Annotated in this window: 12 protein-coding genes; 2 read left to right on the forward strand and 10 right to left on the reverse strand. The window is 59.9% G+C overall.

Going from position 1 to position 13,911, the window contains the following annotated elements:
- Nucleotides 1-303: 303 nt before the first annotated feature.
- From HMPREF2971_RS08475 to HMPREF2971_RS08495, 5 genes are all read right to left on the reverse strand, one after another.
- The gene (locus HMPREF2971_RS08475) at nucleotides 304-2,091 is read right to left on the reverse strand and encodes a DEAD/DEAH box helicase (protein WP_070692518.1); all 1,788 of its coding nucleotides are present in this window, start codon (nucleotides 2,089-2,091) and stop codon (nucleotides 304-306) included.
- 275 nt (nucleotides 2,092-2,366) lie between these two features.
- Nucleotides 2,367-2,666, reverse strand: coding sequence for a DUF3039 domain-containing protein (locus tag HMPREF2971_RS08480; protein ID WP_005506434.1), 300 nt, complete (start codon nucleotides 2,664-2,666; stop codon nucleotides 2,367-2,369).
- A gap of 310 nt (nucleotides 2,667-2,976) precedes the next feature.
- Entirely contained in the window at nucleotides 2,977-4,653 is a 1,677-nt protein-coding gene (locus tag HMPREF2971_RS08485; RefSeq protein ID WP_070600362.1) for a transporter, read from the reverse strand.
- A complete protein-coding gene (locus HMPREF2971_RS08490; protein WP_070692522.1) occupies nucleotides 4,629-5,624 on the reverse strand; it encodes an ABC transporter ATP-binding protein in 996 nt (331 codons plus the stop codon). Before HMPREF2971_RS08490 ends, HMPREF2971_RS08485 begins: the two co-directional genes overlap by 25 nt.
- A gap of 318 nt (nucleotides 5,625-5,942) precedes the next feature.
- Nucleotides 5,943-6,959, reverse strand: a complete 1,017-nt coding sequence (locus HMPREF2971_RS08495) for a co-chaperone YbbN (protein ID WP_070692525.1) — start codon at nucleotides 6,957-6,959, stop codon at nucleotides 5,943-5,945.
- Between the two features lie 294 nt (nucleotides 6,960-7,253).
- On the opposite strand from HMPREF2971_RS08495, the gene HMPREF2971_RS08500 reads away from it, so the two are divergent.
- Nucleotides 7,254-8,540 carry an AI-2E family transporter gene (locus HMPREF2971_RS08500; RefSeq protein ID WP_049347476.1) on the forward strand — a complete coding sequence of 429 codons (1,287 nt, stop codon included), beginning with the start codon at nucleotides 7,254-7,256 and terminating at the stop codon, nucleotides 8,538-8,540.
- Between the two features lie 181 nt (nucleotides 8,541-8,721).
- Here HMPREF2971_RS08500 and HMPREF2971_RS08505 read toward each other — a convergent pair whose 3' ends face one another.
- Both HMPREF2971_RS08505 and HMPREF2971_RS09145 read right to left on the reverse strand, forming a co-directional pair.
- Nucleotides 8,722-9,540 (reverse strand): alpha/beta hydrolase, encoded by an 819-nt coding sequence (locus HMPREF2971_RS08505; protein ID WP_070692528.1) that lies wholly within the window; start codon nucleotides 9,538-9,540, stop codon nucleotides 8,722-8,724.
- An 87-nt stretch (nucleotides 9,541-9,627) separates the two neighbouring features.
- A complete protein-coding gene (locus tag HMPREF2971_RS09145) occupies nucleotides 9,628-9,954 on the reverse strand; it encodes an ATP/GTP-binding protein (protein WP_083297885.1) in 327 nt (108 codons plus the stop codon).
- A 186-nt stretch (nucleotides 9,955-10,140) separates the two neighbouring features.
- Between HMPREF2971_RS09145 and nucS the strand changes: the two genes are divergently transcribed.
- Complete coding sequence (nucS, locus tag HMPREF2971_RS08510) at nucleotides 10,141-10,854, forward strand: endonuclease NucS (RefSeq protein ID WP_005506450.1); 714 nt, start codon at nucleotides 10,141-10,143, stop codon at nucleotides 10,852-10,854.
- Between the two features lie 279 nt (nucleotides 10,855-11,133).
- On the opposite strand, the gene HMPREF2971_RS08515 is transcribed toward nucS, so the two are convergent.
- The 3 genes from HMPREF2971_RS08515 to HMPREF2971_RS08525 are packed head-to-tail and all read right to left on the reverse strand — an operon-like array spanning nucleotide 11,134 to nucleotide 13,855.
- Nucleotides 11,134-11,391 carry a F0F1 ATP synthase subunit delta/epsilon gene (locus tag HMPREF2971_RS08515; protein ID WP_070635166.1) on the reverse strand — a complete coding sequence of 86 codons (258 nt, stop codon included), beginning with the start codon at nucleotides 11,389-11,391 and terminating at the stop codon, nucleotides 11,134-11,136.
- Between the two features lie 2 nt (nucleotides 11,392-11,393).
- Nucleotides 11,394-12,857, reverse strand: a complete 1,464-nt coding sequence (gene atpD / locus HMPREF2971_RS08520; RefSeq protein ID WP_005507810.1) for a F0F1 ATP synthase subunit beta — start codon at nucleotides 12,855-12,857, stop codon at nucleotides 11,394-11,396.
- A gap of 56 nt (nucleotides 12,858-12,913) precedes the next feature.
- Nucleotides 12,914-13,855 carry a F0F1 ATP synthase subunit gamma gene (locus HMPREF2971_RS08525; protein WP_005506457.1) on the reverse strand — a complete coding sequence of 314 codons (942 nt, stop codon included), beginning with the start codon at nucleotides 13,853-13,855 and terminating at the stop codon, nucleotides 12,914-12,916.
- Between the last annotated feature and the right edge of the window lie 56 nt (nucleotides 13,856-13,911).

Here is a 13,911-nt window from a genome sequence, read left to right on the forward strand (position 1 = left end):
ATTCAACCAGTACTTGAACTTTTATTCACACACATTTCTCCCCTAAATCCCTCTGATACATCTTCCATAAACAACCTTCAGGCGATGTTTTTCTCGAAATAAAGATTCAAAAGCCACATCTAGAATTTAAGAACCACACATTCCCACCATTCACCCGGCAGATTTTTCCTCTTTTGTGCTTTTAAGCACCTGAAAAAACCTTCAGGTAAAAATCACTCAAAGAACTATAGTTTTCCTTCATATACGCAGAAGCCCCGCGAGCGCACTCACTCGCGGGGCTTCTCTATACGTTCTATTCACGTTCTAGCGTCGGCCCACGAACCAGTCCGACAGCTTATCGATACGCGCCTGAATCTGCTCAGCAGAAGCCTGCGCAACCGCCGGGCCGCCACAAATCTTACGCAGCTCATTGTGAATCACGCCGTGCGGCTGACCCGAACGAATCGACCACGCCGCCACGTTCTTCGCCAGCTTATTGCGCAAATCCTTCAACTGGCGGTGATCCACCACTGAAGGCGCCGCAATCGCCGGGCGACGCGCCGCATGCTCACGCTGATGCGCTCGCAACAGCGTACCGACCTGTTCGGCATCCAGCAGGCCCGGAATACCCAGGAAGTCCTGCTCCTCCTCACTACCCACGGCAAGGTTGCCGGAGGCAAACTCGGCGCCGTCGAACAGCACACCGTGGAAGGACGCCTCGGAGCCGAGCGCCTCGAACTTGCCGCGTGCCAGCTGCTCGGAGGCGCGCTCCTCGAGGTTTGCTTCTTCGAGCAGGTGATCGTCCAGGCCCTCAACCATGGGGTCGATTTCCTGGGGTGCGCCGCGGTCGAGGGCGTGGTCGCGTTCTACTTCCATGTCGTTGGCGAGCATCATCAGCTGCGGCACCGACGGCAGGAACACGGAGGCGGTTTCGCCGCGCTTGCGGGCACGCACGAAACGGCCAATAGCCTGGGCGAAGAATAGCGGGGTGCTGGTGCTGGTGGCGTACACGCCCACGGCGAGGCGGGGCACGTCCACGCCTTCGGACACCATGCGCACGGCAACCATCCAGCGCTGCATGCCTTCACGGAATTCGTCGATTTTCGCGGAGGCTTCACGGTCGTCAGAGAGGATCACGGCGGGGTATTCGCCGGTGATTTTCTGGATCTGTTCGGCGTAGGCTTTGGCGTCCGCGTGGTCGGTTGCGATGACGAGCGCACCGGCGTCGGGCACGGTGCGGCGCACCTCGGTCAGGCGCTTATCGGCCGCCGCGAGCACGGTCGGAATCCATTCTCCGTTGGGGTCGAGGGCGGTGCGCCATGCCTGGGAGGTGATGTCCTTGGTGAAGCCTTCGCCGAGGTTTGCCGCCATTTCCTCACCAGCGGAGGTGCGCCAACGCATCTGGCCCGAGTACGCCATGAAGATGACCGGGCGCACCACGTGGTCCTTCAGCGCGGGGCCGTAACCGTAAGAGTAGTCCGCTTTGGAGCGGCGGATACCGTCATTGTCGACCTCGTAGGTGACGAACGGAATCGGGGAGGTGTCCGAACGGAACGGGGTACCGGTCAGCGCCACGCGGCGGGTCGCATCGTCGAATGCCTCGCGCAGGCCGTCACCCCAGGAGAGGGAGTCGCCGGCGTGGTGAATCTCGTCAAAAATCACGAGGGTCTTCGTCGCCTCGGTGTTGCGGGCGTGCAGCTGCGGCTTATTCGCCACCTGCGCGTAGGTCAGCGCCACACCCTTGTAGTGGCGGCTGATGGTCACATCCGCGTTCTTGAAGTTCGGATCAATAGGAATACCGACCTTCGCGGCGGCGTCTGCCCACTGCTTTTTCAGGTGGTCGGTGGGCGCCACAACGATGAGCTGGCGGACCGTGCCGCGGTTAAATAGTTCCTTGGCGAGGGTCAGCGCAAACGTGGTTTTACCCGCGCCGGGGGTTGCCACAGCCATGAAGTCGCGGGGGTTGGTTTCGAAGTACTTCTGCATGGCTTCTGCCTGCCAGGCGCGCAGGCTGACGGAAGTACCCCAGGGGGCGCGGTCGGGGTATGCCGGGGAGAGCTTCGGCTTCACCATACTGTCGAATAGGGTGGTTTCCTCTGCGGGTGCGCTCATTCTCTCCTTCTTCCTCGTCTGCATCTGCTGTTGCGGCGGGTTAGGCTCGGGACGGCTGATGCCCGCCGGGCACAGCGAGGTTAAATTCTAGCACCACATCCGCGGGTTGGGCCGGGCTGTGGTGCAAGAATTTGGTGCTCGTCAGCAAAGTCTCATGAGCGGTGTTGGGCCGTTGAGTCTTGCTGCGGCGTGTTATTTATTCGTATTTATTCAGGCGTATCGCCCAGGTTGTATTGCCCAGGATGTGTTGTCTGAGGCGTGTCGTCTGGCGTGTATTATTCGCCGGAGCCGTTGTCGCCGTCGTTGCCGGGTGCGAGGCCTTCGTAGATTTCCTTGCACTGGGGGCAGACGGGGAACTTCTGCGGGTCGCGGCCGGGTACCCACATTTTGCCGCAGAGGGCGCGCACGGGTTCACCGGTCAGCGCCGATTCGAGGATCTTTTCCTTGCGTACGTAGTGGGAGAAGCGCTCGTGGTCGCCGGGCTCAGAAAGCTGGGTTTCTTCGCGTTCGAGCAGTGCGGTGCCGCCTGCGGTTCCTGGGCCAAAGGGGTCTTCGATGCCTTCGATCGAGCTCATGTTTCTCCTTGATGATGAGGTGGGATACATAGGGTGAGGGGTGCCGCTGCACGGTTGGGTGATTGGCGCCTTCTCTATTTTAGTAGCAGTTGGGAGGTGCTGAGCCCCCGGGCGGTCAATATGGAGGCAGACCACAGCTCAACCATAGACTCTTAGGTATTGCGGTGAGCTTCTTTCCGCTAGAAGTTCGGGGCTAGAAAGTTCAGGGCTAGAAATTCGTGCGGCACAGAAAAGGGGTTCCGCGCCAGGCTTAGTACCTAACACGGAACCCTTCTCTTTTATTCCTGATGTGCTGGAGCTTCGACTCTTGTTAGTTCGCCTGGAAGCGTGCCACACGCTCCAGCATCTTGGAGCTGACCTTGTCGTAGCGGTGACCGCCCCATGCCACGCCGCCCACGAGCAGTGCGGCACCAATCAGCAGCTGAATCAAGCCACCGTAGACGAGGGTTAGTAGATCTTGGGTCACGAAAATGTACACAACAACCGAGATACCGCCGGGTAGCGCGCTGAGCATCACCAGAATTACGGTGAGCATGAGCAGCAACTGATTAGCGAAGCCCTCATTGTTCTTCGGGTTCTTGAACGGGTTAGCACCCGGAGGCGCCACGGGCGGGCTAATGAAGGTGTCCATCACGCTGCCCATACCAGCCGCTGCGGCGAGCACGCCCAGCTGGTGCATCAGCACGATGGGGAAAAGCTCCAGGTGTCCATTTGCCGCTGAGGCGACGAACACCATCACCACCACGATCGGAACCATCAGGATGCTGTAACCCCAAAGACGGCCGAGACGATCGTCAATACCGCGTAGCGGGGAGAGCACGTGCAGGCTGAATGCGGTGTTGTCGTAGGAGACGAGATAGCACATGTAGTAGCCGGTGAAGACGGTGCAGAAGTACATCCAGAATCCGAAGAGCTGCATCACGCCGCTATTGATGATCTGGTTAGCTTCAGCCGCGTTGACGCCGTTAAAACTGGCCCGACTTTCGAAGGAGCCTACAGAGCTCAGGAACAGGGGCATAGCCACCGTCAGTATCAGGTAAAGCATGGCGGTGCTTGCGGTCAGCAGCTGCAGACGGTTGTCTTTCAGAAATGAGTGCAGGGTTCGTGCCGCCACGGCACCACGCGGGGTTGCGGGGAACCGTGCCAACAGACCCAAATCACCCGCGGCGACTTCAGCTGCGCTCGCGTGGTGCGCGCTACCGCCCACATTCGCCATGGAGCGTGCCAGGTTCTTACCCCACAGCCACCATCCGCCAGCCAGGTAGACGAGGGTCAGAGCCAGGCAACCAAGGGCGGTGCCCATATTGCCGGTCGCCATAAAGTAGGGCACCGCAAATGCCGACCCGAAGGGCGTCACGCTGAGCCACGGCAGGTAGGGCAGCACCTCTTCCCAGTGCTTGGTCAGGTAGGTTATCGTTCCACCGAAGATAAAGCCGGCGCTCATCATCAGTAGCATGGCAACGATCATCAGGGTGTTGGCGATGCGCGGGTTATCATTCAGCGCCATGCCCAGGCGGTTGGCGAGACGAGCCCACACCATGAGGTTCGCAAGGCCGAGCACGCAGCAGATGAGGTACACGACCAGCGCGAGCGGTTGCGATATAAACGCGATCGCACCCAGCAGCACGGCAATGATGCTGGCAATGCCGGGGATACCCACGAACCCGCCGAGGAACTGGCCCTTCTGCAGGGTGGAGGGCTTGATGGGGAAGAGCACGAATCGGCTCTCGTCCAGGGTGCCGTCCAGTCCGCTAAAGAAAATGGGGACAATAGCCCAGGCGAGCGCAATAACCGCGCCTACCAGGAGGGTTCCGAGCTGACCGTATTCGGGTACCTCCGAGTTAGCGATAAAGTATGCGGAGCCGAGGCCGAAGAGCATACCGCCCGCGTAGAGCGCCGCAAAAATCAGGCCGATGAGCGCCCAGATGCTACGGCGGAAGGCGGCGAGCACATACTGCCACTTTAGTGAGACGAGGTGCCCAACCATGACAATCCTTCCGAGGAGGTGCGGCCGCCGACCAGCTGCACGAATCGTTCTTCAAGGCTCATGCCGGCGCGTACTTCGTCGACGGTTCCGGCGGCGAGAATACGGCCGGAGTCCATGACGGCTACGTGGTCGCACAGGCGCTGGACAAGGTCCATCACGTGCGAGGAGATGATGACAGTTCCGCCGGAGGCAACGAAGCCACGCAGAATGTCCTGAATATTAGCGGCGGAAACCGGGTCGACCGCCTCAAAGGGCTCGTCCAGGATCAGCACGGAGGGCGCGTGAACGAGAGCGGCGGCGAGCGCAATCTTCTTGGTCATACCGGCGGAGTAGTCGGCAACGGCACGGCCCGCAGCGTCGGTCAGGTCCATTGCGGCGAGCAGGTCCTTGACGCGGGAGGCAACGGTTTCCTTATCGATCCCGTGCAGGTAGCCGGAGTAGGTGATGAGCTGTTCACCGGTGAGCTTGTCGAAGAGGTGCACGCCGTCGGGCAGCACACCCAGGTGCGCTTTGGCTTTGAGCGGGTCGGCCCACATGTCGATGCCGCGCACGTAGGCGGTGCCTTCATTGGGCTTGAGCATGCCGGTGACCATGGAGATGGTGGTGGTTTTACCGGCGCCGTTGCGGCCGACCAGTCCGTAGAAGGATCCGGAGGGGATGTCGAGGTTGATGCGGTCGACGGCGACCTTCTGACCGAATGCCTTGGTGAGACCGCGGATTTCGATGGCGGGGCGAGCGCCAGCTGCAGGTATAGTCTGCGGGGTGACGGGTAGCTGCGGTGCTACCGATGCGGGAACTACAGCTTCAAGAGCTTCTGGGGCTACAGATTCGGAGGCTACAGCCTGGGGTGCTGCCGCGGCGGGGGTTGCCTCTACTGTGGTCTCTAGTACCGGGTTGGTCTCTTGTACCGGGTTCTGCGGTGAACCTGGTTCTTGCAGGTTCGGGTCCTGGGGAAAGTGACTAGTGTTCATATTTTCACCCTACCACCCCCCCCCATGAGGTCTAGCAGGTTTGGTGATGAAACCTGCATTATTAAGTACTCACAACGCATATTATGGACATTCCGGGGCTCTACATATAGCGTCCTAGCGCGCTATCTGTCAGATTGGGCTGGCCGTTCTCCCCACCCTCAAAACCGCCAAAAACCGCAAAACAGAACGGGCTACCGCCTCCCCCGCATCCCGAGCGCAGGGGTAGACGATAGCCCGTCCGCATTCAACGTTTCAGCCGCCTAGATTAGCCAGAGCTAGCTAGACCGGCTCATGACGTTTCCGGGGTGACAGCCGTTTTTAGAACAGCGCCATGGTCAGTGCCGCACGCGCCTTGACGGTGCGCGGGTCAGATGCACCCACCACGTCGAAGAGCTGCACGAGACGCTCGCGCACACGCGCCTTATCATCGGGACCTACTGCGCTGAACAGGCGCAGCAGACGGTTGTACGCGTCCTCCACGTGGCCGCCCACCAGATCCAGATCTGCTACGTTGAATGCCGCCTCAATGTTCATGGGGTCTGCCGCGGCGGCCGCACGTTCGGTTGCCATGTCCAGGTCCTTCACGCGGGCGAGCAGTTCAACCTGTTCCAGGCCGAGCTTCGCTTCCTTATCGCCGGGGTTCTCGGTGATTGCCTTGTGGTATGCGGCGCGGGCACCCTCCAGGTCACCGCGGTCGAGGGCGGCGACGGCTTCGGCATGCAGAGGCGGCAGGGGCTTTTCATCGTCGGGAACAACCGGGTCGAAGCCGCCGGGCAACTGGTACTGTGCCGCGAGCTGCAGAACCTGGGAGAGCACATCACCGAGGTCTTCTGCGCTGACCGGGCCGGTATAAATCGGTGCCGGGCGGCCCGCCAGAACAGCAACGCCCGCGGGCACGCCGCTCACGCCGAATGCCTGGGCAGCTTCGGGGAGCTTGGTGACGTCCACGGCGGCGCAAATCATGGTGCCTGCGGCGGAATCAACAAGCTTCTGCACGCCTTCGAGCATCTGCAGAGAGGAGGGCGAGTGCGGCGCGTAGAGCGCAAAAATCACGGCACCCTGGCTGGAAAGCTGCACGAACTTCTGGAACTCTTCGGGGGTGTTGACCTCGTAACGCCAGGTGGGGGCGGAGGGGGTCTGCTCGCCGCCCTGTTCGCCAGCAGACTGTGCCGCTGCGTTCTGTGCCCCAGCGTTGGGGTTCAGTTCCATGGCGTTGCGTACGGAGGCGGGAATCTCCTGCGCTGCCCCGTTCTGCGCTGCACCACCCTGCGCGACATGACCCTGTGCCGCGTTCTGGGATGCGCCGCGGTCTGCCGGATCAAAAATAATGCTCATCCTGGGCTCCTTTACGTTCTGTACCTATTGTTGCGTGCGGGCTAAATCCTTCACGCGTTCCTTCCTCTATTATCCCCACAACGCACCGTTGCGAGCGCCCGTTCTCTGTCGCCTACGCTCTGAGCTCATGCCGGGGATAGCGTTTGGGCTATTGCCCGATCCGTCCCGCAAATATCTCTCCCACATGCACTCCCCTGTCCTTGGGATTCACCGTGGACGCCGTAACAAAGTAAACCAGCCGGTAGAATGGCACAGTAGAGAAAAAATACCCGGAATGATTCGGAAAGGAAGAGCATGAGCGAGAAGAAAGCCTCAGAAGCTCCCGCAGAGACGACATCGTCCCCCGAGACGCGCAAGAAGGAATCCCTCACCGATCAGCTAACGGAGACCTTCAGCGAGCTGACCGAAAGCATTAGCCAGGTGCGTTCCAACCGCCGCCGCGCTTCTATGCCTCCTACGGATACCATTCCGGTGGTTCCCGCCGCTTCTGAGGATGCGCCTCCCGCACCGAAGGTGGTCGGCAACGGCAAGACCTCGATGATGCATAACCCGGTCGCTTTTGGTTTCCTCATGACCGTGGGCGTGGGTCTGGCGCTCTTCGCCTACTACATTTTCAATAATGTGGGTGCCCTGGTGGGTTGGGTGACCGGTGCTATTTTCATTGCTCTGGGTCTGGACCCGATTGTGCGCCGCCTGGAGTCTTGGGGCATTAAGCGCGGTATCGGCGTGATTGCTGTGCTTGCTGGTTTTGCTGGCGCTGTGACCGGTCTGGTGATGACGATTGGCCCGGTCATTAGCGAGCAGGCGTCTAAGTTTGTGCAGTACGCGCCGGGTATTTATCAGAACACGATTGATTCTGATTGGTACCACGAGCTTGATCAGCGTTTTAGCATCAGCACCTGGGTGAATGAGAACGTCCCTAAGTTCTTGGAGTCGACGTTCTCCTCTTCGCAGGTCAATAGCTTCATGTCGAGCCTGGTTTCTGCGGGTTCTACCCTGGCGCAGAGCGTGACCGGCGTGATTATTGTGCTGTTCCTGTCCCTGTACTTCCTCACGTCGATGGACACGATTAAGGCGTGGGGTGTGCGTTTGGCGCCGGCGTCTAAGCGTGTGCGTGTCAAGTACATTACCGACAAGATTACTGAGTCGGTGGGTAACTACGTGATGGGCCAGGCGATGGTAGCCATTCTGAACGCCCTCTTCGCATTCTTCATAATGTTGTTCTTGGGCTTTAGCTTCCCGCAGTTGATGGCTTTGGTCGTTATGATTCTGGCGTTCATTCCGCTGGTTGGTGGCGTGATTGCGCTGATTTTGACCTCGCTGATTCTGCTGACTCAGGGTTGGAGTCTGGCGCTGTGGTTTGCGGTGGCGTACTTCCTGTACTTGCAGGTGGAGGCGTACCTGATTTCTCCGCGTATTATGGCTCGCGCTGTGTCGGTCCCTGCCGGTGTTGCGATTATTTCGGTGGCTGCCGGTGGCGCGCTATGGGGCGTGCTGGGCGCGCTGATTGCTATTCCGGTGGCGGCTTCCATGCTGATTCTGGTGCGTGAGGTGTTCATTCCTCGCCAGGACCAACTATAGTCACCGCCCAGTTGTAGTCGCCTCCCAGCTGTAGAGTCCCCTCTAGGTTCTCTACGCGCTCACGGCTCTTCCACCGAGCAGGCGTTTAAGACATAAGGCGGCGGCTTTGGATGTTCTATCCAAAGCCGCCGCCTTGATATTTTTATGCAGTGTTTTTACGCTGTGTTTTTATGCCAAACCTTTAGAGCTCAGTGATTTCTTCTGCCACCGGGCCGCTGTATTCGGTGGGCAGTTCAGTGGGCACACCGGTTACGATGCTGACAATAGTGTTCAGGACCTGCTGCACGGACTTCTCGCCCACCCACAGGTGCTTGCAACCCTCGAAGGGAATTACCCGAGTACGCGGTACAGCCGCGAAACGCTCACGCGCTGCCGGAGGCTGCAGGTAGTCGTCATGCTCGGGCACCAGCGCGTACAGCGGGTTCGAGATCTTGTTCCACTCGTCCAGCTCAGCCGGGTGCACGCGGTGCAACGGCGGGGAGAGCAGAATGGCGCCGGTGAACTCGTTCGCGTATTCGGGCGCGTACTTGAGCACCAGCTCGGTGCCGAAGGACCAGCCGACCAGCCAGGGGTTCGGCAGGGCGCGCTCGCGTACGAACTTCAGAATTGCGTCAAAGTCCTTCTTCTCGGCAAAGCCGCCGTCAAAGACGCCTTCGCTGGTGCCGCGAATCGAGGAGGTACCGCGGGTGTTGAAACGCAGCACCGCAATGTTCGACAGCGCCGGCAGGCGGAAGGACGCCTTCTTGTACACGTGCGAGTCCATGTAGCCGCCGTGGGTGGGCAGCGGGTGGAAGGTCACCAGGGTTGCCTTGATTTCGCCTTCGGGCAGGGCGAGTTCACCGACGAGGCGCTTACCGTCCGCGGTGATGACGGTGAAGTTCTCGCGGCGTGCAGGAAGCACAGTACGTGCCTTAATGGGGGTGGGCTCAGCAGCGGTGCTGAAGACGTAGCGGGCGGGATCGAATTCCTGCTCGCGAGTGATATCGGCGGTGTTGCTCATTGCGTTCCTTCAAGAATTGGATTCGAGAATGTGGACTAGGGTCTAGGGTCTTGGGTCTTGGGCTGCACTTTAAGTGCAGTGTTCAGCCTATTTACGGCGGGTGCGCCAGCAATGCTGATGCCAGTGCCTGCGCTCATCAATGGCGCGGCTACGGCCCATCGTGTGGCTTTCTTGCCACACCACCAGATGCGCTGTTCTGGGCGGAATCGGGCGGTAGCATTCGGGGCAGGTGTAGGTTTTTTGGGCGTTGACGGCTGCAATGTATTGCACCAGCCAGTCACCGTATCGGTCACGTTCCAGTCGGGGCGCTGGGTCGAGAATCCTGCTGATATCACGCCCTGCGGGTGCTTGACGGTGCCACTTATCGCTGGTGGTGCCGGATGCTCGCCTGCCGGGATGATTCTTACGTGCCATGAGCCCTATTCTACCGCGCCACTCAACTATCTCTACCTATCGGCCCTGCCGCTGTTCGCTCTGCGCTCTTCCTCATTCTGAGGCGGTACTCCCCCGCTCTGTAACCCAACCTGTACCAAGCACGGGTTCCCTAGCTCATACCCTCACCTGCTAGAGCCAAACACTCGTACCTGCTAGAGTGGACGGATGCGTATTGTCATTGCTGAATGCTCCGTAGATTATGAGGGCCGCCTCCGCGCCCACCTGCCCCGCGCTACCCGCCTGCTGATGGTCAAGAATGACGGCTCCGTCCTCATTCACTCCGACGGCGGTTCCTACAAGCCCCTGAACTGGATGAGCCCTCCCTGCTCCCTGCTGGTGGCTGAGCGTGAGGACGTTCCGCAGAGCATCCGTGAGGACCTGGAGTCCGATGTTCAGCAGCTGTGGACCGTTCAGGCAGCTAAGAGCGATGATCGCCTCATGATTCGTATCTACAAGATTGAGCACGAGCACGCCACCGACCTGGGTGTTGACCCCGGCCTCATTAAGGACGGTGTGGAAGCTGACCTGCAGCGCCTGCTGGCCGAGCAGATCCACACTCTGGGTGAGGGCTATTCGCTGGTGCGCCGCGAGTACCCGACCGCTATCGGTCCGGTAGACATCATGGCGAAGGATGCGCACGGCGTCTCCGTGGCGGTCGAGCTCAAGCGTGTGGGCGATATTGACGGTGTGGAGCAGCTGACCCGTTACCTGGAGCTGCTCAACCGTGACCCGCTGCTGGCACCGGTGCGCGGCGTGTTTGCGGCGCAGACGATTAAGCCGCAGGCTCGTACCCTGGCTGAGGACCGCGGTATCCGCTGCGTGAGCCTGGACTACGACGCGATGCGCGGCGTGGACGATTCGGCTGACCGCCTGTTCTAGCTGACCGGCCTGTTCTAAACGGCTCTAGCTAAGCGGCTACACATAGCTTGAGGGGCGCCTCCCGATACATGGGAGGCGCCCCTTTTCTGTGCACATCATCTTTCTACACACGTAGTCGTTCTGCGCGTGCTCTTTCTATGCACGCTGTCGTTCTGCACGCGCGCTCTTTCTGCGCACACGCTCTACCCCAGATACACCAATCGCCGGTGCCCGCCCCTTTCGGGGAGGAACACCGGCGAGGTGTACACAGTGGTCAATTCCCCTTACGGGGAACCGGCTTTAGATCTCTGCGTGCTTTGCAACGATGGTCACGTGATCGTTCGAGACGGTCAAGAAACCTGCGTTGAGGATGGTCTTAATGGGCTCACCATCAACGGGTTCAATGAGCAGCTCGCCGTCCTGTGCCAGCAGCGTGCAGGTGGGGATCATACCCGGCAGGATGCCGAGGTCACCGCTGACGGAGCGTGCACGAACGTACTTCGCTTCGCCAGTCCACACGACGCGTTCGCGGGAAACAACTTCAACTTTCAGAGCCATGATTACTTAGCTCCAGTCTGTGCCTTGATTTCCTCGTAGCGGCGCATAACGTCGTCCATACCACCAATGTTGTAGAACGCCTGCTCGGGGATGTGGTCGACATCGCCGTTGCAGATCATCTGGAAGGACTCGATGGTGTCCTTCAGCGGAACGGTCGAACCCTCGACACCGGTGAACTGCTTTGCAGTGTAGGTGTTCTGGGAGAGGAACTGCTCGATACGACGTGCACGTGCCACGACGATCTTCTGCTCCTCGGAGAGCTCGTCCACACCCAGAATCGCGATGATGTCCTGCAGTTCCTTGTTTTCCTGCAGAATAGCCTTCACACGAATTGCGGTGTCGTAGTGCTCCTGACCGATGTACTGTGCGTCCAGAATTCGGGAGGTGGAGGACAGCGGGTCAATTGCCGGGTACAGACCGCGCGATGCGATTTCACGAGAGAGCTCGGTGGTCGCATCCAGGTGCGCGAAGGTGGTTGCCGGCGCCGGGTCGGTGTAGTCATCCGCAGGCACGTAAATTGCCTGCATGGAGGTGATGGAGTGACCGCGGGTGGAGGTAATACGCTCCTGCAGCAGACCCATTTCGTCCGCCAGGTTCGGCTGGTAACCCACTGCGGAGGGCATGCGGCCCAGCAGGGTGGAAACCTCAGAACCTGCCTGAGTGAAACGGAAGATGTTGTCGATGAACAGCAGCACGTCCTGGTTCTGAACATCGCGGAAGTACTCCGCCATGGTCAGACCGGTCAGTGCCACGCGCAGACGGGTTCCCGGGGGCTCATCCATCTGGCCGAACACAAGAGCGGTGTCCTTCAGAACGCCTGCTTCTTCCATTTCGACCCACAGGTCGTTACCCTCACGGGTACGCTCGCCAACACCGGTGAACACGGAGGTACCACCGAAGTTACGAGCCACACGGGTAATCATTTCCTGGATCAGCACGGTCTTACCCACGCCTGCACCACCGAACAGACCAATCTTACCGCCCTTGATGTAGGGGGTCAGAAGGTCGATGGACTTAATACCAGTCTCCAGCATTTCGGTGGAGCCTTCCAGCTCTGCGAAGCCGGGAGCGGCACGGTGGATCGGCCAGTAGGTGTCAGCCTTGATCTCGGAGTTCGGCACGTCGAGTGCGTCACCGAGAACGTTGAAGATGTGGCCCTTCACGCCGTCACCAACGGGGACGGAGATCGGTGCGCCGGTGTCGACTACAGCCTGACCGCGGACCAGGCCGTCAGTCTGCTGCAGGGAGATAGCGCGAACGATCGAGTCGCCCAGGTGCTGTGCGGTCTCGAAGGTGATGGTGCGGGTGCGGCCGTCGAGGGTCAGCTCGGTGGTCAGAGCGTTGTAAATCTCGGGGACCTGACCGGCGGGGAACTCGACGTCGACCACGGGGCCGATGACGCGGGCAATACGACCCGTTGCGCCCTGAGTCGGTGCGGAGACCGATTCGTTGTAGGTGGCAGTCATATTTCTCACTTACTTAGAAAGTTTGGACAGTTGATGGCTTCGTTGGCGTACCAATACTAGGAGCCGAGGGCGTCTGCGCCGCCCACGATTTCGGAGAGCTCCTGAGTAATTTCCGCCTGACGTGCGTTGTTCATCAAACGGGTGTACTTGGTAATCAGCGTCTCAGCGTTGTCACCTGCGGTCTTCATTGCGCGCTGGCGGGATGCCAGCTCACTTGCTGCTGCCTGCAGGAGGCAGGAGAAGATACGGGATGCAACGTAGCGCGGCAGCAGCTCGTTGAGCACTTCCTCAGCGGAGGGCTCGAACTCGAAGGATGCCGCCTGCTCGTACTCAGCCTTGGTCAGTTCCTGGTCGGGAACGATTTCCTCGCCCATAGCCTTTGCGTCACCCACGTGGATGGGCAGCAGGCGCAGGATCTTGGGTTCCTGAACAACCATCGACTTGAACTCGGTGTACACGATGTGCAGTTCGTCCACGCCGCCCTCTTCGAAGGGCAGGTCGTAGGCTTCGAGTAGCGCGTCACGAATCTCGACGGCGGTTTCGACGCGAGGTGCATCGGTGTGGCCCTCCCACGCACGGGCGTAGGGGCGCTCACGGAACTCGAAGTAAGCCTTTGCCTTACGGCCAACCAGGTACAGCTGTACCTCCTGGCCGTTAGAGCGCAGCCTCTCAATCAGAGATTCGGTACGACGCAGGATAGCGGAGGAGTACGAACCTGCCAGACCGCGGTCGCTGGTAACAACCAGGATTGCGGAGCGGCGGTGTTCGTAGGTTCCGAACTCGTGCGGCTTGTGAATCAGCGGGTGCTTAATACCGTGCTGAGTCGCAACCGCAGTCACCACGCGGGTCAGAGCGTTCGCGTAAGGGCCGGCTGCCTGAGCAGCGTTACGAGCCTTGTTAATGCGGGAGGTCGCGATCATCTCCATCGCCTTGAAGATCTTCTTCATAGACGACGTCGAAGCAATCTTCTGTCGGTAAACCCTAATCTGGGCTCCCATAGAGCTTCCTTTCTCCTTGCTTTCTGCCCCGCCCCAGCCTCATAGCTGAGGCGGGG

This window comes from Rothia sp. HMSC066G07 (assembly GCF_001814485.1).
Lineage (GTDB): Bacteria > Actinomycetota > Actinomycetes > Actinomycetales > Micrococcaceae > Rothia.

Bases quoted from the DNA above. Each gene is read 5' to 3' on its own strand.
- nucS (WP_005506450.1), top strand. From the start codon at position 10,141: ATGCGTATTGTCATTGCTGAATGCTCCGTAGATTATGAGGGCCGCCTC.
- HMPREF2971_RS08490 (WP_070692522.1), bottom strand. From the start codon at position 5,624: ATGAACACTAGTCACTTTCCCCAGGACCCGAACCTGCAAGAACCAGGT.
- atpD (WP_005507810.1), bottom strand. From the start codon at position 12,857: ATGACTGCCACCTACAACGAATCGGTCTCCGCACCGACTCAGGGCGCA.
- HMPREF2971_RS08485 (WP_070600362.1), bottom strand. From the start codon at position 4,653: ATGGTTGGGCACCTCGTCTCACTAAAGTGGCAGTATGTGCTCGCCGCC.
- HMPREF2971_RS08475 (WP_070692518.1), bottom strand. From the start codon at position 2,091: ATGAGCGCACCCGCAGAGGAAACCACCCTATTCGACAGTATGGTGAAG.
- HMPREF2971_RS08525 (WP_005506457.1), bottom strand. From the start codon at position 13,855: ATGGGAGCCCAGATTAGGGTTTACCGACAGAAGATTGCTTCGACGTCG.
- HMPREF2971_RS08480 (WP_005506434.1), bottom strand. From the start codon at position 2,666: ATGAGCTCGATCGAAGGCATCGAAGACCCCTTTGGCCCAGGAACCGCA.
- HMPREF2971_RS08505 (WP_070692528.1), bottom strand. From the start codon at position 9,540: ATGAGCAACACCGCCGATATCACTCGCGAGCAGGAATTCGATCCCGCC.
- HMPREF2971_RS08515 (WP_070635166.1), bottom strand. From the start codon at position 11,391: ATGGCTCTGAAAGTTGAAGTTGTTTCCCGCGAACGCGTCGTGTGGACT.
- HMPREF2971_RS08495 (WP_070692525.1), bottom strand. From the start codon at position 6,959: ATGAGCATTATTTTTGATCCGGCAGACCGCGGCGCATCCCAGAACGCG.
- HMPREF2971_RS09145 (WP_083297885.1), bottom strand. From the start codon at position 9,954: ATGGCACGTAAGAATCATCCCGGCAGGCGAGCATCCGGCACCACCAGC.
- HMPREF2971_RS08500 (WP_049347476.1), top strand. From the start codon at position 7,254: ATGAGCGAGAAGAAAGCCTCAGAAGCTCCCGCAGAGACGACATCGTCC.